Origin of the sequence: Bacteroides sp. OF04-15BH (assembly GCF_003477995.1) — a bacterium.
Taxonomy (GTDB): Bacteria; Bacteroidota; Bacteroidia; order Bacteroidales; family Bacteroidaceae; genus Paraprevotella.
Map to the genome: position 1 here is coordinate 140,001 of NZ_QUEM01000002.1, position 18,692 is coordinate 158,692.

Consider the following 18,692-nt stretch of genomic DNA (forward strand, 5'->3'; position numbering starts at 1 on the left):
GGGATTATTTTTCTTTAGTGGGGCTTTTTTTGTAAGTTTGCCTTTTCCTAGGTAAAACACAAGTTTATGGAGCTGGCAACATTTCTATATGTAACTTTTACGGTCATCTATTTACTGATTGTATGCAGCACCGTTTTGGTGATTGTACTGGACAATCGGCAACCGGTCAAAACGATTGCATGGATTCTGGTTGTGTCTTCTTTGCCTGTTCTGGGCCTGATCATTTATTTCTTTTTCGGGCGCAACCATAAGAAGAATGTACTGATCAGCAGGACCTGTGCCATACAGCTGGCCCGCCGCTCAGCCTATCGTTATTTCCGGATGCAGGTGCCCGATATTCCCGAGGAGCACCGTCAGCTCATCAATCTGTTCCGCCGGCAGAGCATGGCTTTCCCTTATCCCGAGAATCAGCTGAATCTGTATGTGCGCGGGCAGGACCTGTTGTCGGCTCTGATTGAAGATATCCGCAGGGCACGGCATCACATTCATCTGGAGTTCTATATCTGGGAAGACGACCGTGTGGGAAACCTTGTTTTGGATGAACTGGCCCGAAAGGTGGCCGAGGGTGTCAAGGTACGTGTGGTCTATGATGATGTGGGCTGTTGGAAGGTGCGTAATGCATTTTTTGAGCGCATGAAGTCCAAGGGCATTGAGGTGGCGGTCTTCATGCCGGTGCGTTTCCCGAAATTTACCAGTAAGGTGAACTTTCGGAATCATCGCAAAATCGTTGTGATTGACGGCGGGATAGGTTATGTGGGCGGTATGAATCTGGCAGACCGCTACTTTTATAATCAGGGAAACAGACTGGCCTGGCGGGACAGTCATTTGCGGATAGAAGGCAGTGCCGTGTGCGGACTGCAACGTGCGTTTCTGGCCGACTGGTATGTTGCTCAGGAAGAACTGATCACCGATGCCTGCTATTACCCCTCTGAATTTCAGTTTACAGGTTATGTGGGCGATGCGATGATGAGATCGGGCAAGTCTGCTTTGGTGCAGATTGTTACTTCCATGCCCATGAATACCTGGCAGGACATCATGCAGGGAATGGTGCTGGCTCTGCTCCGGGCCAAGAAATACTGTTTCATCCAGAGTCCTTACTTTATGCCCACCGACCGTTTGCTTTATGCCATGCAGACCGCATCCCTGTCGGGCGTGGATGTGCGTCTGATGATTCCCGAACGGGCAGATACGAAGTTGCTCACCTGGGCTTCACGTTCTTATCTGATGGATGTGATGAAGGCCGGAGTGCGTGTGTATCTGTATCAGGATACCTTCCTGCATGCTAAAACCTGGGTGAGTGATGACTCGTTGAGTTCGTGCGGTTCTACAAATATGGATTTCCGCAGTCTGGAGCATAATTTTGAGGTAAACGCCTTTATTTTCGACCGCAAGATGGCGTTGGTGATGAAGCGGATCTTTTTGGAGGACCAAATCAAATGCCGCCTGTTGAACCTGCATTCCTGGGAAGAGCGGTCCAAGTGGCGGCATCTGGGTGAGTCGTTTATTCGTTTGTTGTCTCCTTTGCTTTAAAGAAAGAGAAGTTTACACTGCCATAAGTGCGGTGTTCCACAAAGCAAGGATGGTCGCTGAAATTCTTGTCTTTTCCGTGTTCCAGCACAAACAGTCCGTCGGGTGCAAGCAGCTTTTTCTCAAAGACAAGATCCGGCAGCTTGTCCAGTTCCTTCAGGGCATAGGGAGGATCGGCAAAGATGAAGTCGAACGATTCCTTGCAGAGATTCAGATATCGGAACACATCCAGGCAGCAAGGCTGGCAGTTTTCCGCTTTCAGGTCTTTCAGAACCTTCAGGATAAATTTATAGTGCATCGGGTCCTTTTCGATTGAAGTCACGTGCTGGCATCCTCTTGACAGCAGTTCATAAGTGATGCTTCCGGTGCCGGAAAACAGGTCCAGTGCCCGGTTTGTTTCTTCAAAATCCAAGTATCCGTTCAGCACATTAAACAGATTCTCTTTGGCAAAATCAGTCGTGGGGCGTGCCTTAAAGTTTCTCGGCACGTCAAAATGGCGTCCTTTGTATATTCCTGTTATGATTCTCATTGCTAGAAACCGTTTAGTAGTAATGATAAGATGTCAAATGGTATGTTCTTGATTGAGGCCAGGGGAGCTTGTCCGAACCAGGCCTTCATGTCTGCTACCTGAATGTTCCGCAGATAGTGTGCCAGTTCCTCCACCGTTTGTTGCGGTCCGTTTTCCGGCTGTATCACCACGCAGGTATCAGTCTGGGCGTTCATGCCCAGCATTTTCCACACATTCAGAATGTAGTACAGGGCATCCTGTGCGGCCGATACGGCATATTCGTTGGCAAATTCAAGCTTCTTGTCCCGATAGCGGAACAGGAACAGACTTTTGCCGTTGAGATAAACATGCAGTGCAGCCGGCTGCTCCAATGCCGTGCGTGCTACCGAACGCTCCAGAATCATGGAGTTACGCGCGTAGAAATGTATGGTGGGGAAATGCCTCAGCAGAATCTGTTCCAGGGCTTGCGGGATGGCAAACAAGTCGGCCACTTCCAGGTGAGGCAGGATATTGTAATGGATATTGTGTTCCGGCGGCAGCGGGCATACGAGTTCGAAGAGAGCCTGTCGCCGTTCTTTATGGAACAGTTCCAAAGGCACCCGGCTCACCGGACCGTGGAACAGAGCCGATACGATGGTGTATTTCCGTTCCTGCAGCGGGGCATATTCCTCGAGTGCCTGCGATAGGGCAGAAGGCAGGGAATCCTTTTCTGTGACCGCAAAATCTTTTCTCAGAAAGTTCTTGTCCGATTGGGGGTTACAGATAAAAAAAGAAAATCCATCCGTGTGAAAACGGATGGATAGGCTATATGGATTGTTTGATTTATTCCCAGTTTCCTGCATTGTTGTTTGCTGTGTAGAGGTCACCAATCTTCAAACCCGGATAGCGCTCTGTCTTGTCGGCAAAGTCTTTCAGGTTGGCTACTTCACGAGCGCTCAGGCCCTGCAGATAATCATCATAAGTAGCGCGGCATTCCATTACGTTCTGTACTGTACCTGACTTGTTGGTAACAACGCTCTTTTCCAATTCGAATTTCTTACCGTTGCTGTAAGGAATGTATTGGATAGAATCTGCTACGAAGCCTTTTCCGAAGAGAGTGTCGGCCAGTGCGGTCCAGACTGTGTCACGACGGAAGTTCTGCAAACCGTTGGCTGCGATGGCAGCAGCGTCTCCGCTGTTTACGATAGCGGCAGCTTTTGCTTCAGTCAGACCCTTTTCCATCTGCTCGTCGGTAAGTTCGCCCACCTTGTTGATGAAAGGCACTCTACCGTCCTTGATAAAGGCAATCAGTTCAGGGAAACTGTCACAGAATTCGCCTTTTTGCAAACGGTACTGCTCTTCAACATCTCTGATCTGGATAAGACGTTCTTTTACAGCAGCTTCACGCATTTCTTTTTCTTTGTTGAAGTTTATAGGCTCCATAATACTGCTGTAGCAGAGGTAAAGCAGTGCAAGGGCACAGAGACCTAAAACAAGATTAATTACTTTTTTCATGATTATTTATACTTTTATTTATTACATTCGCATCGCAAAAATAGAATAAATAAATTTAATATTCGACTTTTCTCTCATTTTTTTATGTTGAAATATGATAAATAGGGATTTGGAATGCTACATTAAAGATAAAATATCATTCTCGTTGACATCTGAGCAGAGCGAAGTGTTGCATTTGCTGGTGGATTTTCTTCTGGGTGCGGAGTCAAACAGCCTGTTTCTGCTCAAGGGATATGCCGGTACCGGAAAGACCACACTGATTGGAACCGTCATCCGGGCATTGCAGGATTTTAAGCAGAAGGTGGTGCTTCTGGCACCTACCGGCAGGGCGGCAAAGGTCTTTTCCAAGGCATCGGGCTGTGCGGCCTATACCATTCACCGCCGCATCTACCGGCAGAAGGCGTTCGACGGCACGATGGACGGCTTTTCGCTGAACGTCAATCTTTATCAGAATGCCGTGTTTTTTGTGGATGAGGCTTCCATGATTTCCAATGCCGAGAGCGGGGAAGGAGCCTCGTTCGGAACAGGGCATCTGCTCGACGACCTGATGCGTTTTGTCTATTCGGGCAAGGGATGCCGGCTGGTGCTGATTGGAGATGATGCCCAGCTGCCGCCGGTGGGTGTGCTGGACAGTCCGGCCCTATCTGTGCCGCGTCTGGAAGGATATGGACTGACGGTTGTTCCCGCCCGGCTGACCGGAGTGCACCGCCAGATGTCCGAGTCCGGCATTTTGTGGAATGCCAGTGCCTTGCGCCGCTTTCTTTTTTCGGAGGGAGAGTCGGCCTTGCCCCAGTTGCGGGTGAGCGGATTTCCGGACATCGTGTCCATCTCCGGCGAAACGCTGATTGAAGAACTGGAGCAGGCCTACTATCAGTGCGGCATCGAGGAAACCATTGTGGTGACCCGTTCCAACAAGCGCGCAAATATTTACAATCAGGGCATCCGCGGGCGTATCCTGGGCCGTGAGGAATTATTGACAAGTGGCGACCGTCTGCTGGTGGCCAAGAACAACTATTTCTGGGTGGATGAAGACACCCGGAAAACTTCCGGACTGGACTTTATTGCCAATGGCGATGTGGCCACGGTGCGCAAGGTGCGGCATCAGCGGAATATTTATGGATTTGATTTTGCTGATGTGCTTCTGGAGTTTCCGGATTACGGACAGATTGAACTTGAAGCCACCGTTATTCTGAACACACTGACCAGTGAGGCTGCGGCTCTGACACGTACTGAATCCGACCATCTTTTTCATTCCGTCTGGGAAGACTATCCCGAGGTGACAAACAAAAAGGAACGCCTGAAGAAAATCAAGTCCGACCAGCTTTTCAATGCCCTTCAGGTGAAGTTTGCCTATGCCATGACCTGCCACAAGGCACAGGGCGGACAGTGGGAGCGTGTGTTTATCGACCAGGGCTATGTGGGTGAGGACCAGTCGGTCGAGGAATATACCCGCTGGCTCTATACGGCCCTGACGCGAGCCCGCGAACGCGTGTATCTGGTCAACTGGCCCAAGAACCAGCTTCAGTAGGGCAAAAAATGTGTCTACAATATGGCATCACTCACTCGTTTTTTTCTATAAAATCATTATCTTTGCATTTCCGTTTCCGGATTCTATTTCGGGGCTCATGATAATGATTTTCAAAACAATAGGTGTTTGATGGCTTACTTTCGCTACACGATAAACGACGATTTCTCCATTGCGGACAATTCAGAACGAAATATTACGGACAATTGGAACAAACTCCGCAGAATGACCTCAGCCACAGAAATGTATTGCGTGCATATCCTGTCCGGTTCTTGTCATTTGGACATCAACGGACATGAGGTGGAACTCGGTCCGAAGGACTTTCTGGTACTGATGCAGGGATGCTTTATCCGGACGATTGACCATTCCGAGGATTTAAGATATTATTGCATTGTGGTAGGCGGAAATATGGTGCAACGCCTGTTTGATGAGGTCGGTTTTAATCTGGGTCCGCATGACCGTATCAACAAATATTACAAGACCCTGTGTTCTGAGGAGCATCATATCGCGCAGCAGGGGTTCTATCGTTCCTTGAAACAGCGAGCCTTGTCGGCCAACGCTTTTGACCAAAGCATGGTGCAGCGCATCCTGGAGATGATGCTGCTCCGAGATATGGAACTCTATTGGGTGAACAATCCCAAGGCCCTGCTGGTGCCGACGCGTAAGGAACAGGTGTTCTACGATTTTATGAAACTGGTGGAGAAGCATTTTCTGGACGAGCGCAAGCTGGTGTTCTATGCCGAGGAGCTGGACCTGACCCCGAAATATCTTTCGGCCGTAATCAAAGAGGTGAGCGGTTGCCACTTTACCTATTGGATTGACGAACCTTTGATTACCGAAGCCAAAAAGATGCTTTATTTCACCAATAAGAGTATCAAGGAAGTGAGTCAGGAACAGGGTTTTGTGGACCAGAGCAAGTTCGGGCGTTTCTTCAAGAATGTAACCGGCATGTCGCCGCGTCTGTTCCGCATGATTGAAGAAGAGTGACCGGTGTTGAATTTCATCCCAATGAATGGTTGCATTCATTTCGATGTTTTTGAAAAGTCATCCTGATGATTTTTCAAAGTCTGTACGAAGTGCTGAAATAACAAGAGGGGCCCTGCCGCATGCGGCAGGGCCCCTCTCTTTTTCTCCCTGAGGATTATATCTTGATTTTTAGCAAACCAGTTCGATCAGTTTGTCTACGGCTGCGCTCAATCCGTCGGCATTCTTACCGCCGGCAGTTGCAAAGTGAGGCTGACCGCCACCGCCACCCTGAATCAGTTTGGCAGCTTCGCGGATAGCCTTGCCTACATGAACACCCTGCTCCTTAACCAAAGAGTCGGATGCAGCAGCAGTAAGCATTGGCTTGTTGTCGAATACACTACCGATAACTACCAAGGCATTCTCCTGCTCGGCACGCAACTGGAAGGCGATATCCTTGATGGCATCAGCCGGCAGAGGAAGGATTCCCTTGAAGATGTGCATGCCGTTGGCCAGAGTAGAGTTCTGAATCAGCTGCTGTTTTGCCTGAGCAGCCTTTTCGCGTACCATGTCGTCCATCTGCTTCTTCAGGGCGCTGTTTTCTTCGATAGCCTTGATGACAGCAGCCTTCACATCCGGTGCGTTGTTGAACATACCCTTCAGCTCGGCCAGAGTATCCTCGATGGTGTAAAGCATATTCTCAACCTTTTCTCCGGTGATGGCCTCGATACGTCTGATACCGGCGGCAACAGAGCTTTCGCTCATGATTTTCACCATACCGATCTTTCCGGTAGCACTTACGTGGCAACCGCCGCAGAACTCTACGCTGTCGGCAAACTGAACCACGCGCACCTTGTCGCCGTATTTCTCACCGAACAGGGCGATAGCACCCAGTTCCTTAGCCTCTTCAATCGGCATATCGCGGTGATCCTGCAACGGAATGTTGGCACGGATCTTGGCATTAACCTTTCTTTCCACCTCGCGCAACTCCTCGTCGGTCACTTTCTGGAAGTGAGAGAAGTCAAAACGCAGGTATTCCGGAGTAACCAGAGAACCCTTCTGCTCTACATGAGTGCCCAGCACCTCGCGCAGTGCCTGGTCGAGCAGGTGAGTAGCTGTGTGGTTGGCAGCGCTCGCATTGCGCAGGTCAACATCTACACATGCCATGAACGGAGCTTCCGGATGCTGAGGCAACTGCTTGCACAAGTGGATCGGCAAGTTGTTCTCGCGCTTGGTATCGATGATTTCAATAGTCTCGAATTCTGAACAGAGCACACCGCGGTCACCAACCTGTCCACCCATCTCGGCATAGAACGGAGTCTTGTCGAGCACAATCTGGAACAGAGTCTGCTTCTTCTGGGTTACCTGACGGTATTTCAGAATCTGACATTCATATTCGGTGTAGTCCCAACCTACGAATTCTGTTTCGCCTTCCTTCAGCACTACCCAGTCGCCGGTTTCTACGGAAGCCGCGTTGCGGGCACGCTCTTTCTGCTTCTGCATTTCTGCGTTGAAGGCCTCTTCGTCTACTGTCATGCCATTCTCGCGGCAGATCAGTTCGGTCAGGTCGAGCGGGAATCCGTAAGTGTCGAACAGAGTAAATGCCTGCACACCGTTGATGGTATTGCTGCCGGCAGCCTTGGTCTCTTCCATCACGCGGTCCAGCAAACGGATACCGGTTTCCAGAGTGCGGAGGAAGGAATCCTCTTCCTCTTTCATCACCTTGGAGATCAGAACCTTCTGAGCTTCCAGTTCCGGATAAGTGCCTCCCATTTCCTGAATCAGCACCGGAAGCAGTTTATACATGAAGGCTTCCTTCTGTCCGAGGAAAGTGTAGCCGTAGCGTACGGCGCGGCGCAGGATACGACGGATTACATAACCGGCCTTGGCATTGCTTGGCAACTGACCGTCGGCGATAGAGAAGGCGATGGTACGCAAGTGGTCGGCCACAACGCGCATGGCAACATCCTTTTTCGGGTCCTCGCCATACTGGCATCCTGACAACTCTCCGATTACTTTGATGATAGGCTGGAACACGTCGGTGTCGTAGTTGGAACGCTTGCCCTGCATTACGGCACACAGACGCTCAAAGCCCATACCGGTGTCGATAACCTTGGCAGGCAGCGGCTCGAGTGACTGGTCAGCCTTGCGGTTGTACTGCATGAACACCAGGTTCCAGATTTCAATCACCAGCGGATTGTCTTTGTTTACGAGTTCTCTTCCCGGAACTTTGGCTTTTTCCTCTTCCGGACGCAAGTCGATGTGGATCTCAGAGCAAGGACCACAAGGACCAGTAGCTCCCATTTCCCAGAAATTGTCGTGCTTGTTTCCGTTCAGGATATGATCTTCCGGCAGGAACTGTGCCCAGATGGCTGCCGCTTCATTGTCTCTTTCCAGGCCTTCTTCCTGCGCTCCCTCAAATACGGTGGCATAAAGATTGGTCTTGTCGATTTTCAGCACATCAACCAGATACTCCCAAGCCCACTCAATCGCTTCTTTCTTGAAGTAGTCGCCGAAGCTCCAGTTACCCAGCATCTCGAACATGGTGTGGTGATAAGTGTCGTGACCCACTTCCTCCAGGTCGTTGTGCTTTCCGCTCACGCGAAGACACTTCTGAGAGTCGGTGCATCGCTTGCTTACTGCCGGGCGGTTACCCAAAATGATATCTTTAAACTGGTTCATACCAGCATTGGTAAACATCAGTGTCGGGTCATCCTTAATGACCATTGGTGCTGATGGGACAATGAGGTGTCCTTTTGACTCGAAGAATTTCTTGAACGAGTCGCGAATTTCATTTGCAGTCATCTTATTTTTGTCTTAAAGTGTTTAATATTCTTATACATTCTGTTGCAAAGATAGCTTGTTTTGCTTACTTTTGCAAGGAAAAGAATTGAAAACGATTTATAGGAACGAGGATAAATATGGCATTGAATCCCAATAAAAAACTTAAGCTTTATTATTCGATTAGCGAGGTGGCGGAAATGTTTGACGTTACGGAAACTTTGCTGCGTTATTGGGAGAAGGAATTTCCGACAATCGCCCCCAAAAAAGCCGGCAGAAATGTGCGGCAGTACACGCAGGAGGATATCGAAGCGGTGCGCCTGGTGCATAATCTGGTCAAGGTGCGCGGACTGAAGATTGCCGCTGCGCGCGAGATTATCAAAAAGAATAAGGAAGGTGCCCAGAATGTGACGGAAGTGATAGACCGCCTGCAACAGTTGCGCGAGGAACTGGTGGCGCTCCGCAAGGGGCTGGACACACTGGTTTAGAAGGGTGCGTTCCGTTGGCATTGAAGAAAAAGCGGATCGGGCGCAAGGATGCTCTCGCCGGATAAAAAGAAAAGAGTCATTTCAAAACATGAATTACCGTGGTTTTGAAATGACTCTTTTTTATGGTTTTACTTTCCTTCTGGCGTTCCGTTTTTGCCGGAGCGCCGAAAGGGGATGTCTTTGCAAATCAGCTGATTCGGCTCACTTCCTCAATCGGTTCAAATTCCTTGAGGGTCTTGCAGATCATATTCAGGTCTTCCACGTCGTGCACGCCGAATTCCAGTTCGCCGTCGAAGATACCGTCTTTGCAGGTCATGTCGATGTGCGTGATGTTCAGGTGCAGCTGTTCCGAAAGCAACTGGGTTACTTTGGTCAGAATACCCACACGGTCTATGCCCCTGATGTGGATGGTAACCGGGAAGAACATGGTCTTGTGGGTGTCCCATCGCGTGGCCAGAATATGATTTCCGTCGCTGGTCTTCAGTTTGGCGGCAACCGGGCACTGTCTTTTGTGGATGACAATGTTGTTGTTCTCGTCCAGATAACCCAGAACGTCGTCGCCGGGAATCGGGTGGCAGCACTCGGCAATGATGAAGCGCTTGATGTTCTCCTCGTTGAGAATCACCGGTTTCTTCTTGTCGATCTTCTGCTCAATCTGTCCGTTCTCCTTCTTGTCATCTTTGTGCGATGTGTTGCTTTCGTGACTGCTGGTGAAGTTCAGGAACGGAATGTACTTGGTCCAGCTTCGGGTTCCGCTGATCTTGGTGCGCAGCACATTGAGGTCATCTTCGCCCAGAATCACTTTTCCGGTGCCGATGGCAATGTACAATTCTTCGCGTAATTTGATATTATGCAAATCGCAGAGCTTGTCCACGTTCATGCTGTTGGCCTCCAGATCGTGTTCTCCCAGAAATTTGACAAGGATATCCTCGCCCTGTTTCTGGTTTTCGCGGTCTTCGCGGCGCAGAATTGCCTGAATCTTTCCTTTGGCCTTGGCAGTAGTGGCAAAATTAATCCACTCTTTCTGCACATGCTGCGATTTTGAAGTCAGAATCTCCACCTGGTCACCGCTCTTCAGCTTGTAGCTGAGGGGCACCAGTTTATGATTCACCTTGGCGCCGATACAATGGCTGCCCAGGAAAGTGTGGATGCTGAAGGCAAAGTCCAAAGCCGTACAGTCGGCCGGCATGGTTTTGAATTCTCCCTTCGGAGTGACGACGAAGATTTCCGATGCGTACAGGTTCAGCTTGATGGCATCCAGGAAATCAAGGGCATTAGGCTGCGGGTCATCCAGAATTTCCTTAATGGTCTTCAGCCATTTTTCCAGCTCGTTTTCGCTGTCGGCGGTTGTCTTGGTTCCTTCCTTGTATTTCCAGTGTGCGGCAAATCCCTGCTCGGCCATTTCGTCCATACGGGTAGAGCGGATCTGCACTTCAATCCATTGTCCGGCATTGCTCATCAGGGTGACGTGAAGAGCTTGATAGCCATTGGCTTTCGGATGGTTCAGCCAGTCTCTCAGACGCTCCGGATGCGGGCGGTAGATTTTGCTGGCATAAACATAAATCTGGAAGCATTCGTTGACTTCATCCTCCAGGGATTTGGGTTCAAAGATAATGCGTACGGCCAGAATGTCGTATATCTCCTCAAAAGAGATATGCTTGTTCTGCATCTTGCACCAAATGGAATATGGGGTCTTGATGCGGGCCTTGATTTCATATTTGATGCCCATGCGGTCCAGTTCCTTACGGATCGGAAGGGTAAATTCCTCGAACACACTGTCCCGGTGTGCTTGTGTCTGTGCCAGTTTTTCCTTAATGGCAGCATATTCTTCCGGGTGTTCGTATTTGAAGCTGAGGTCTTCCAACTCCTCTTTGATCTTGTTCAGTCCGAGGCGATTGGCCAATGGAGCATAGATATACAGAGTCTCTCCTGCAATTTTATATTGCTTGTTGGGCAACTGCGAGCCTAAGGTACGCATGTTATGCAGGCGGTCTGAAATCTTGATCAGAATCACACGGATATCATCGCTCATCGTAAGCAGGAGCTTTTTGAAGGATTCGGCTTGTGCCGAAGCCTGGTTTCCGAAGATACCTCCTGAGATTTTGGTCAGTCCGTCGACAATAAGTGCGATCTTGGGACCGAAGATGTTTGAGATATCTTCAACCGTGTAGTCTGTGTCCTCTACAACATCGTGCAGCAGAGCGGCGCAGATGGAAGTAGACCCCAGTCCGATTTCCTCGCAGGCAATCTGGGCCACGGCAATCGGGTGCATGATATACGGTTCTCCCGACAGTCGTCTCACTCCCTTGTGGGCCTGCTTGGCAAAATTAAAGGCTTTGGTGATGATCTCTACTTTCTTTCTGTGACGAGATGCCAGATAGGTATCCACCAAATGCTGGAATGCATCTTGGACGAGTTTCTCGTCTTCTATTTCTTTGTATTTGCTTTCCTCCATCTTGACCTCCTTTGTTCTCAAGTTATTTTACTCGAATTTTCTTTCCGGCACGTATGTTGTTGCCCTTAATTCCATTCAGCTTGCGCAACTTGCTGACAGTTGTATGGTTACGCGCGGCAATTTCTGACAAAGTATCTCCCTTGCGGATGGTTGCATACTTGGCACGGCTTCTGGAAGACTTTTTGCTGCTTCTTGAATAAGATGTTTTCGGTTTGGTAGAAGCAACCTTCTTGACTTCCGTTTCCTTGCGGTTGGTAAACAGCTCGTCAGAATTGTAACGGTAGATTGAGTCACCGGCGCTGATAAAGGCGCTGACGCTGTGCGTAGGGAGGCGCAGAATCTGTTCTTCATGGTCATTGCCGGGAATAAGCCCCGTACGGTATTGAGGGTTAAGTGCCTTAACTTCGTCCATGGATACGTTGCACATCGCTACAATCTGCTCGAAATGCAGCGGTTTGCCGATTTGCAAGGTATCAGAGCTTGCCGGTAATTTGGTCTTTACCGGGCAGATGTTGTGTTCACAATAGTAATTCATTACATAGTTGGCTGCAATGAATGCGGGGACATATCCGCGGGTTTCCTGAGGCAGATAAGGATATATCTCCCAATAGTCCTTGGAGTCGCCGGCACGTTTGATGGCTTTGTTTACATTGCCGGGACCACAGTTGTAGGCTGCGATGGCGAGCGGCCAGTCATTATATATGTTATACAAATCGCGCAGATAACGGGCTGCGGCGTATGACGACTTGATCGGGTCGCGCCGTTCGTCAATAAGACTGTTCACTTCCAGTCCGTATTTCTTTCCGGTGGTAATCATGAACTGCCACAAACCCACCGCTCCGGCTTTGGATACAGCCTGCGGATTCAGGGCCGATTCGATAACCGGCAGATATTTCAACTCCAGAGGCAGCTGATAGCTCTCCAATGCCTCTTCGAAGATTGGTGTATAAAAGTTTGAAGCCCCCAGCATATAGGATACTGAGCGCCGCAATTTGGTACAGTAGTGGTCAATGAATTTTCTTACAACCTCATTGTAAGGCATTTCAATGACATTCGGCAAACGTGATAGTCTGTTGATATAGGTCTCTTTGCTATACTCCGGATTCTCGTTGCTTGACTCGCAGTTTTCGTCGGGTGAAAGGTAATTCTTGACATTCCATTCGTGAAGCAGGCTGTCAATGTCGGAGGTCATACCTTCCGGCAGATCAATTACCTCGTCCTGATCGGTCTCGTCATCATGCACGGTAATATTGTCCTGTGCATACATAGAGACTGCTGCAAGGCATAATGAGAGGCATAAAGTTCCTATTCTTTTCTTCATATTCTTATTTAAAAATTTAAACGGCATTGTAGTCCCACACTTGTCTGGTTCTTCAACAGATGTCCGTTGTTCATGATCGTAGGCTCAATCTTGAGTCCTAAGTCTTTAGAGATATCAAACGAAGACAGTTCCGCATCTACATAAGCATCGACCACAGAAAGCAGGTACACGCCCACCATGCAGAAAATACTCAGGTCGCGATATTTCCGGTAAAAGTTCTTCTTATTCTTGAAGATTTCCTTAAAACGTTCTTCCTTACCGGTGATATCGTAGTTGATCGGCAACATGTCCAGATAGCTGTCCGTATTCGGATCATTGTCCATAATGTCCAGATAAGCCTGTGAGTAGTCCTTATACATCTGTCCGTTCCAGGTCAGAGCATAGACACATCCCAGAAATCCACCGTACACAATCGGTATTTTCCAGTATTTGCGGTTATATACCTGTCCGGCGCCGGGGATAATCAGCGAAAGCCACAGGGCCCGTGTCGGGTTGGGTACGAACTTGACCATGGGTTTCTGTACGGCTATCGAGTCGTTTTTTTTGACGAGAAGACTCGTATCGGTCACTGCTTCCAGTTTTTCCAGGTTTTTCAGATTGGCCTGTTCTATTGAGTCGGCTACTAAAGAGTCCGCCACAATGGTTTCACCCTTCACGGAATCCGTTCTGATGGAATCCAGTGGGGCAATCGGATTGATGCGGGTCGAATCAGCCTCCTGCGCTGCAAGCGAAGAAATCCCATTGGGCCCATAGAAAAGGCACAACAGGATAATGACCAGTTTATATGCTATGTTTTTAGTTTTCAACTTTTCAAGCGATCAAACAATTCAATAATGCGTTCAAGTTCCTCTTCGCTGGAGAACGGGATGCTGATTTTGCCTTTTCCCTTGTCCGAGCAAGTGAGTTGCACTTTTGTCTGGAAGAATTGGCTCAGGCTGTCCTTCAGCAAATGGAATTCCTCTGGCAGTGCGGCTTTGGCGGCAGGCTGTGCTTTGGGTGCTGTTTCCATGCCATATTGCAGGTTGCGCACCATTTCCTCCACTTTTCTCACCGACAGATGTTCTGTTTCAATCTGTTTGAAGATTTTTATCTGATCGGCGGTATTTTCCAGGGCAAGCAGTGCTCTGGCATGTCCCATGTCGATCGTTTTGTTTTGAAGAGCCATCTGGATAGGAGCGGGCAGCTTGAGGAGACGCAGGTAGTTGGTGATAGTGCTTCGGTTTTTTCCGATGCGTTCACTCAGGCGCTCCTGTGTCAGTCCGTAAGTGTCCAGCAGATGCTGGTAGGCCAGGGCCACTTCCACGGCGTTCAGGTCTTCGCGCTGTATGTTTTCGATCAGCGCCATTTCCATCATATTTTCGTCGTCGGCTGTACGGATGTAAGCCGGAATGGTTCTTCTTCCTGCCAGAGCCGATGCTTTGCAGCGGCGTTCTCCGGCGATGATTTCGTAAGTGTCTTCACCGGTTTGTCGCACGGTGATCGGCTGTATAACCCCAATTTCGGCAATGGATTCGGCCAGTTCTCTCAGGCTGTCCTCATTGAACTCCTTTCTGGGTTGGTTGGGATTGGCTTTTATCTTATCCAGCTCTATTTCGTTGATGGACGACGAACCGTCGGTCTGTACCTCACGAGTTGAGATCAGGGCATCGAGTCCGCGTCCCAGTGCCGGATATTTTTTATGTACTGCCATGTGTCTTTTTCAGTTTTAGTTTTTTTCGATGATTTCTTTGGCGAGCGACAAGTGGTTTTTGGCTCCGGTAGATTCTGCGTCATACAGAATGGCCGGCACTCCGTGGCTTGGTGCCTCGCTAAGTTTCACATTGCGCTGGATTACGGTTTTGAACACCAGTTCCTGAAAATGGCGCTTCACTTCATCGTAGATTTGGTTTGCCAGTCGCAGACGGCTATCGTACATGGTGAGCAGGAATCCTTCGATTTCCAATGCCGGATTCAGTTTCGACTTGATGATTTTGATGGTATTCAGCAGCTTGCTGATACCCTCCAGGGCAAAGTATTCACACTGTACGGGAATAATGACGGAGTCGGCAGCCGTGAGCGCATTTACCGTGATGAGTCCCAGTGACGGTGAACAGTCTATCAATATATAGTCGTATTCCGATTTCAGGGGCTGCAACAAGTGCATCAGCACTTTCTCCCTGTTGTTCAGGTTGAGCATTTCGATTTCGGCTCCCACCAGGTCGATGTGTGACGGAATAATATCCAGTCCGTCGATGTCGGTGGTGTAGATAGCCTCGCGAACATCCGCCTGTTCTATGATGCATTCATAGATGGAACAGTCAATCTCCGAAACGTCTACACCCAGACCAGATGAGGCATTTGCTTGCGGATCGGCATCAACCAAAAGAACCTTCTTTTCCAAAGTAGCCAAAGAAGCTGCTAAATTCATAGAGGTAGTGGTTTTGCCCACACCACCTTTCTGATTTGCTAAAGCGATAATCTTTCCCATTTCTATGTATCTTTGATGCTACAAAGTAACGGATAATCTTATTCTTCTCCTAATAATCGTGAGTGAGTTTCTGAAAATTGTTGATAACTCACGCTTATTGTTGATAACTTAAGCTACATGAATAAATGCAAATATATGCATTATTTCTTTGATAAAGAGCCTTTTTAAACCTTTTTTCGTATTTTTGTAGCATATAATTTTATTACAATAATAATGAGACCTTTAATTTTTATCTCGAACGATGACGGCGTGCATGCCAAAGGATTGAACGAACTGGTGGCTTGGGTCAGGGATATGGCCGATGTGGTGGTTATGGCTCCCGACGGTCCGCGCTCGGGTTCGGCTGCGGCGATTACTTCCATCGTCCCGGTAACCTACAAAAAGGTGTCCGAAGAGCCGGGTGTAAGCATCTATTCCTGTTCCGGAACTCCGGTGGATTGTGTGAAACTGGCATTTGAAACCGTGCTCCCGCGCCGCCCCGATCTGGTGCTGAGCGGCATCAATCACGGAGACAATGCGTCGGTTAATGTGCATTATTCCGGTACGATGGGAGTGGTGTTTGAAGGCTGCCTGAAGGGAATTCCTTCCATCGGCTTTTCTTTGGCTGACGCTTGTGCGGATGCTGATTTCACGGCTTTACAACCTTATATAAGAACATTGGTGAGCCAGATTCTGGCCGAAGGACTGCCTCAGGGTGTCTGTCTGAATGTCAATTTCCCTGCCGGAAAGAATTTGCGCGGTTTGCGCGTCTGCCGCATGGGGTGGGGCTGCTGGAACTGTGAGTGGAAGTCGGCCGCGCATCCTGCCGGTAAACCAGCTTATTGGCTGACAGGCCAATATGAGAATCTGGAGCCCGATGCTACGGATACCGATGTCTGGGCTTTGTCGCAGGGGTATGCATCCGTGGTTCCTATACGTCTGGATGTCACGGCCTATGACTGTCTGGAGAATATGAAAACAAAATTGGAGGAGATTTCATGAAATACTATCTGATTGCCGGCGAAGCCAGTGGAGATCTGCATGCCGGGAAGCTGATGGAAGCGTTGAAACAGCACGATGCTGCGGCAGCGTTCCGTTATTTCGGAGGCGACGAGATGCAGCGTCAGGGCGGAACGCTGGTGCGTCACTACAAAGACACGGCTTATATGGGCTTTATCCCCGTGTTGCTTCATTTGCGTCAGATATTCCGCAATATGGATTTGTGCAAGCAGGATATTGTGCAGTGGCAGCCCGATGTGGTGATTCTGGTTGATTATCCCGGTTTTAATCTGTCCATAGCGGAGTTTTTGCGCAAAAACACCCAAATCCCCGTTTATTATTATATCGCTCCCAAGATATGGGCCTGGAAGGAACACCGCATCAAGAATATCCGTCGCGATGTGGACGAGCTCTTTTCCATTCTGCCTTTTGAGATTGAATTCTTTGAGCAGAAGCATCATTATCCCATTCATTATGTGGGAAATCCCTCACTCGACGAGGTGCACGAGTTTCTGGCGCAGCATCCGTCCGATCCCGAAGGGTTCCGTCGGGAACATGGATTGGACAACCGTCCGATCATTGCTCTTCTGGCGGGCAGCCGCAAGCAGGAAATCAAGGATAACCTGCCCATGATGGCACAGATAGCCCGGGAGCATGCTGCCGATTACCAGATTGTGCTGGCCGGTGCTCCCAATATAGAACTGTCTTACTATCATCAGTTTATCGACAAGGAGCAGGTGCATATCCTTTCCGGTTGCACTTACCGCATTTTGCAGCATTCGGCGGCCGCATTGGTCACTTCCGGAACGGCCACTCTGGAGACCGCCTTGTTCCGTGTGCCTCAGGTCGTTTGCTATTATACTGCTTGCGGAAAGGCCGTTTCCGTGTTGCGCAAGCTATTCCTGAAGGTGCCGTTCGTGTCGCTGGTGAATCTGATTACCGCCGAGGAAGTGGTGCCCGAACTGGTTGCCGACCAGATGAATCCCGAGCGTCTTCGCCGTGAGTTACAGGCCATTCTGCCAGGAGGTGCCGGACGCGAGGCCCAGCTTCAGGGATACCAGCGTATGCTTTCCCGTTTGGGAGAGCCCGGAGCTCCCGACCGTGCCGCAGAGCAGATGGTGCAGCTCCTGCAAAAGAAATGATCTTACAGAACGAAAAAAAGGAAAGGAAGCCTTGCAGAACCCCATGAAGGAGTATGCGAGGCTTCCTTTCCTTTTTTATTCCGATTCCCCATGTAGCGGGAATCTTTGGTTCGGGAGCAGAGCTCCTTACTTTAATACCTTTCTTAGAATAAGGTGATGGTGTAGAGGTAGATCACCGCAGCCGGAATGGCCAGCAGAGAACTGTCAAAGCGGTCCAGCATACCTCCATGTCCCGGCAGGATATTGCCGCTGTCCTTGATGCCCAGCTGTCTTTTCAGCAGACTCTCCACCAGATCACCCCAAGTGCCGAAGAATACCACCACGAGTGACAGACCCAACCATTCCCAGCGGTTCAGTGTGGTGTCCATGGCCAACAGCTGCGAACAGCCAACAGCCACGACCAGTCCTCCGAAGAAACCCTCCCAGGACTTTTTGGGAGAGATGCTGGGGAACAGTTTGTTTTTGCCCAGCAGAGAGCCGAAGCAGTAGGCACCGGTGTCGCTCATCCACAAGAAAATGAAAACCGACAGCGGAATGAATCCGTTGTAAGTGATGCTTTCTGTGGCCAGCATGTCCGGGCGGGTGGTGAAGGCCAGCACACTCAACAAGGCAAAAGGCAGCGCCACATACATCTGTCCCAGCATGGTGAACGCCCAGTTATTGATCGGCGATTTCCGTTTGAGATAAAGCTCGCTGATGAGCAGATAAATGATGGAAAGCAGATAGGGGATGAATACAGCCGGTGGAGTGATGTTACTGCAATAGCCGAAGAAGGCCAGAAACAGATAAGCTGCGGCGGCAGTACTGATGAAAGCATTTACGGTTACGTTTTCCTGCTTATTCACAATATGCGTATATTCCCATACAGAAAGAGCCGTGATGATGCAAAAGAGCAGGCAGAATGTGAGCGGTCCGTAGAGGAAGCCGCCGATAATAACGGCCACGAAGATGATGCCCGTCAGTGTGCGCAATATTAGATTTTTTATTTTATCCGTCATGATGGTTTAAATTTTATGCTCCACGTCACCCGCAGGCGGCGTGGA

Annotated in this window: 16 protein-coding genes; 6 read left to right on the forward strand and 10 right to left on the reverse strand. The window is 49.4% G+C overall.

Annotation, left to right across the window (positions count from 1 at the left end; genetic code table 11):
• The first annotated feature begins 66 nt into the window (after positions 1–66).
• The gene (cls, locus tag DXA74_RS01545; RefSeq protein WP_118525066.1) at positions 67–1,530 is read left to right on the forward strand and encodes a cardiolipin synthase; all 1,464 of its coding nucleotides are present in this window, start codon (positions 67–69) and stop codon (positions 1,528–1,530) included.
• Here the strand turns inward: cls and DXA74_RS01550 are convergent.
• From DXA74_RS01550 to DXA74_RS01560, 3 genes are read right to left on the reverse strand one after another with little or no spacing between them, the layout of a single operon-like run.
• Positions 1,502–2,056, reverse strand: coding sequence for an RsmD family RNA methyltransferase (locus tag DXA74_RS01550; RefSeq protein WP_118525067.1), 555 nt, complete (start codon positions 2,054–2,056; stop codon positions 1,502–1,504). The genes cls and DXA74_RS01550 overlap by 29 nt on opposite strands.
• 2 nt (positions 2,057–2,058) lie before the next feature.
• Positions 2,059–2,877: a DUF3822 family protein gene (locus DXA74_RS01555; protein ID WP_118525068.1), complete on the reverse strand. Its 819-nt coding sequence runs from the start codon at positions 2,875–2,877 to the stop codon at positions 2,059–2,061.
• Positions 2,858–3,529: a hypothetical protein gene (locus DXA74_RS01560; protein WP_118525069.1), complete on the reverse strand. Its 672-nt coding sequence runs from the start codon at positions 3,527–3,529 to the stop codon at positions 2,858–2,860. Before DXA74_RS01560 ends, DXA74_RS01555 begins: the two co-directional genes overlap by 20 nt.
• Before the next feature lie 94 nt (positions 3,530–3,623).
• On the opposite strand from DXA74_RS01560, the gene DXA74_RS01565 reads away from it, so the two are divergent.
• Together DXA74_RS01565 and DXA74_RS01570 are read left to right on the forward strand one after the other, a co-directional pair.
• Positions 3,624–5,057: an ATP-dependent RecD-like DNA helicase gene (locus DXA74_RS01565; RefSeq protein WP_118525070.1), complete on the forward strand. Its 1,434-nt coding sequence runs from the start codon at positions 3,624–3,626 to the stop codon at positions 5,055–5,057.
• Between the two features lie 129 nt (positions 5,058–5,186).
• Positions 5,187–6,041, forward strand: coding sequence for an AraC family transcriptional regulator (locus DXA74_RS01570; protein ID WP_118525071.1), 855 nt, complete (start codon positions 5,187–5,189; stop codon positions 6,039–6,041).
• A 168-nt stretch (positions 6,042–6,209) separates the two neighbouring features.
• Here the strand turns inward: DXA74_RS01570 and alaS are convergent, their stop codons facing one another.
• On the reverse strand, positions 6,210–8,822 hold the full coding sequence (gene alaS / locus DXA74_RS01575; protein WP_118525072.1) for an alanine--tRNA ligase: 2,613 nt from the start codon (positions 8,820–8,822) through the stop codon (positions 6,210–6,212).
• A gap of 116 nt (positions 8,823–8,938) precedes the next feature.
• Between alaS and DXA74_RS01580 the strand changes: the two genes are divergently transcribed.
• Positions 8,939–9,286 carry a MerR family transcriptional regulator gene (locus tag DXA74_RS01580; RefSeq protein ID WP_118525073.1) on the forward strand — a complete coding sequence of 116 codons (348 nt, stop codon included), beginning with the start codon at positions 8,939–8,941 and terminating at the stop codon, positions 9,284–9,286.
• A gap of 187 nt (positions 9,287–9,473) precedes the next feature.
• On the opposite strand, the gene DXA74_RS01585 is transcribed toward DXA74_RS01580, so the two are convergent.
• From DXA74_RS01585 to DXA74_RS01605, 5 genes are read right to left on the reverse strand one after another with little or no spacing between them, the layout of a single operon-like run.
• Complete coding sequence (locus DXA74_RS01585) at positions 9,474–11,741, reverse strand: bifunctional (p)ppGpp synthetase/guanosine-3',5'-bis(diphosphate) 3'-pyrophosphohydrolase (protein WP_118525134.1); 2,268 nt, start codon at positions 11,739–11,741, stop codon at positions 9,474–9,476.
• Between the two features lie 22 nt (positions 11,742–11,763).
• Positions 11,764–13,062 carry a lytic transglycosylase domain-containing protein gene (locus DXA74_RS01590; protein WP_118525135.1) on the reverse strand — a complete coding sequence of 433 codons (1,299 nt, stop codon included), beginning with the start codon at positions 13,060–13,062 and terminating at the stop codon, positions 11,764–11,766.
• A gap of 8 nt (positions 13,063–13,070) precedes the next feature.
• On the reverse strand, positions 13,071–13,868 hold the full coding sequence (locus tag DXA74_RS16410; RefSeq protein WP_199666053.1) for a DUF5683 domain-containing protein: 798 nt from the start codon (positions 13,866–13,868) through the stop codon (positions 13,071–13,073).
• A complete protein-coding gene (locus tag DXA74_RS01600) occupies positions 13,865–14,752 on the reverse strand; it encodes a ParB/RepB/Spo0J family partition protein (protein WP_118525074.1) in 888 nt (295 codons plus the stop codon). The genes DXA74_RS16410 and DXA74_RS01600 overlap by 4 nt, the downstream gene beginning before the upstream one ends.
• A gap of 15 nt (positions 14,753–14,767) precedes the next feature.
• Positions 14,768–15,529: a ParA family protein gene (locus DXA74_RS01605; protein WP_118525075.1), complete on the reverse strand. Its 762-nt coding sequence runs from the start codon at positions 15,527–15,529 to the stop codon at positions 14,768–14,770.
• A 213-nt stretch (positions 15,530–15,742) separates the two neighbouring features.
• Between DXA74_RS01605 and surE the strand changes: the two genes are divergently transcribed.
• Both surE and lpxB read left to right on the forward strand, forming a co-directional pair.
• Complete coding sequence (gene surE / locus DXA74_RS01610) at positions 15,743–16,510, forward strand: 5'/3'-nucleotidase SurE (protein ID WP_118525076.1); 768 nt, start codon at positions 15,743–15,745, stop codon at positions 16,508–16,510.
• Positions 16,507–17,649, forward strand: coding sequence for a lipid-A-disaccharide synthase (gene lpxB / locus DXA74_RS01615; RefSeq protein WP_118525077.1), 1,143 nt, complete (start codon positions 16,507–16,509; stop codon positions 17,647–17,649). Before surE ends, lpxB begins: the two co-directional genes overlap by 4 nt.
• 143 nt (positions 17,650–17,792) lie before the next feature.
• On the opposite strand, the gene DXA74_RS01620 is transcribed toward lpxB, so the two are convergent.
• Complete coding sequence (locus tag DXA74_RS01620; RefSeq protein WP_118525078.1) at positions 17,793–18,647, reverse strand: phosphatidate cytidylyltransferase; 855 nt, start codon at positions 18,645–18,647, stop codon at positions 17,793–17,795.
• Between the last annotated feature and the right edge of the window lie 45 nt (positions 18,648–18,692).

Bases quoted from the DNA above. Each gene is read 5' to 3' on its own strand.
- cls (WP_118525066.1), top strand. From the start codon at position 67: ATGGAGCTGGCAACATTTCTATATGTAACTTTTACGGTCATCTATTTA.
- DXA74_RS01550 (WP_118525067.1), bottom strand. From the start codon at position 2,056: ATGAGAATCATAACAGGAATATACAAAGGACGCCATTTTGACGTGCCG.
- DXA74_RS01555 (WP_118525068.1), bottom strand. From the start codon at position 2,877: ATGCAGGAAACTGGGAATAAATCAAACAATCCATATAGCCTATCCATC.
- DXA74_RS01560 (WP_118525069.1), bottom strand. From the start codon at position 3,529: ATGAAAAAAGTAATTAATCTTGTTTTAGGTCTCTGTGCCCTTGCACTG.
- DXA74_RS01565 (WP_118525070.1), top strand. From the start codon at position 3,624: ATGATAAATAGGGATTTGGAATGCTACATTAAAGATAAAATATCATTC.
- DXA74_RS01570 (WP_118525071.1), top strand. From the start codon at position 5,187: ATGGCTTACTTTCGCTACACGATAAACGACGATTTCTCCATTGCGGAC.
- alaS (WP_118525072.1), bottom strand. From the start codon at position 8,822: ATGACTGCAAATGAAATTCGCGACTCGTTCAAGAAATTCTTCGAGTCA.
- DXA74_RS01580 (WP_118525073.1), top strand. From the start codon at position 8,939: ATGGCATTGAATCCCAATAAAAAACTTAAGCTTTATTATTCGATTAGC.
- DXA74_RS01585 (WP_118525134.1), bottom strand. From the start codon at position 11,741: ATGGAGGAAAGCAAATACAAAGAAATAGAAGACGAGAAACTCGTCCAA.
- DXA74_RS01590 (WP_118525135.1), bottom strand. From the start codon at position 13,062: ATGAAGAAAAGAATAGGAACTTTATGCCTCTCATTATGCCTTGCAGCA.
- DXA74_RS01600 (WP_118525074.1), bottom strand. From the start codon at position 14,752: ATGGCAGTACATAAAAAATATCCGGCACTGGGACGCGGACTCGATGCC.
- DXA74_RS01605 (WP_118525075.1), bottom strand. From the start codon at position 15,529: ATGGGAAAGATTATCGCTTTAGCAAATCAGAAAGGTGGTGTGGGCAAA.
- surE (WP_118525076.1), top strand. From the start codon at position 15,743: ATGAGACCTTTAATTTTTATCTCGAACGATGACGGCGTGCATGCCAAA.
- lpxB (WP_118525077.1), top strand. From the start codon at position 16,507: ATGAAATACTATCTGATTGCCGGCGAAGCCAGTGGAGATCTGCATGCC.
- DXA74_RS01620 (WP_118525078.1), bottom strand. From the start codon at position 18,647: ATGACGGATAAAATAAAAAATCTAATATTGCGCACACTGACGGGCATC.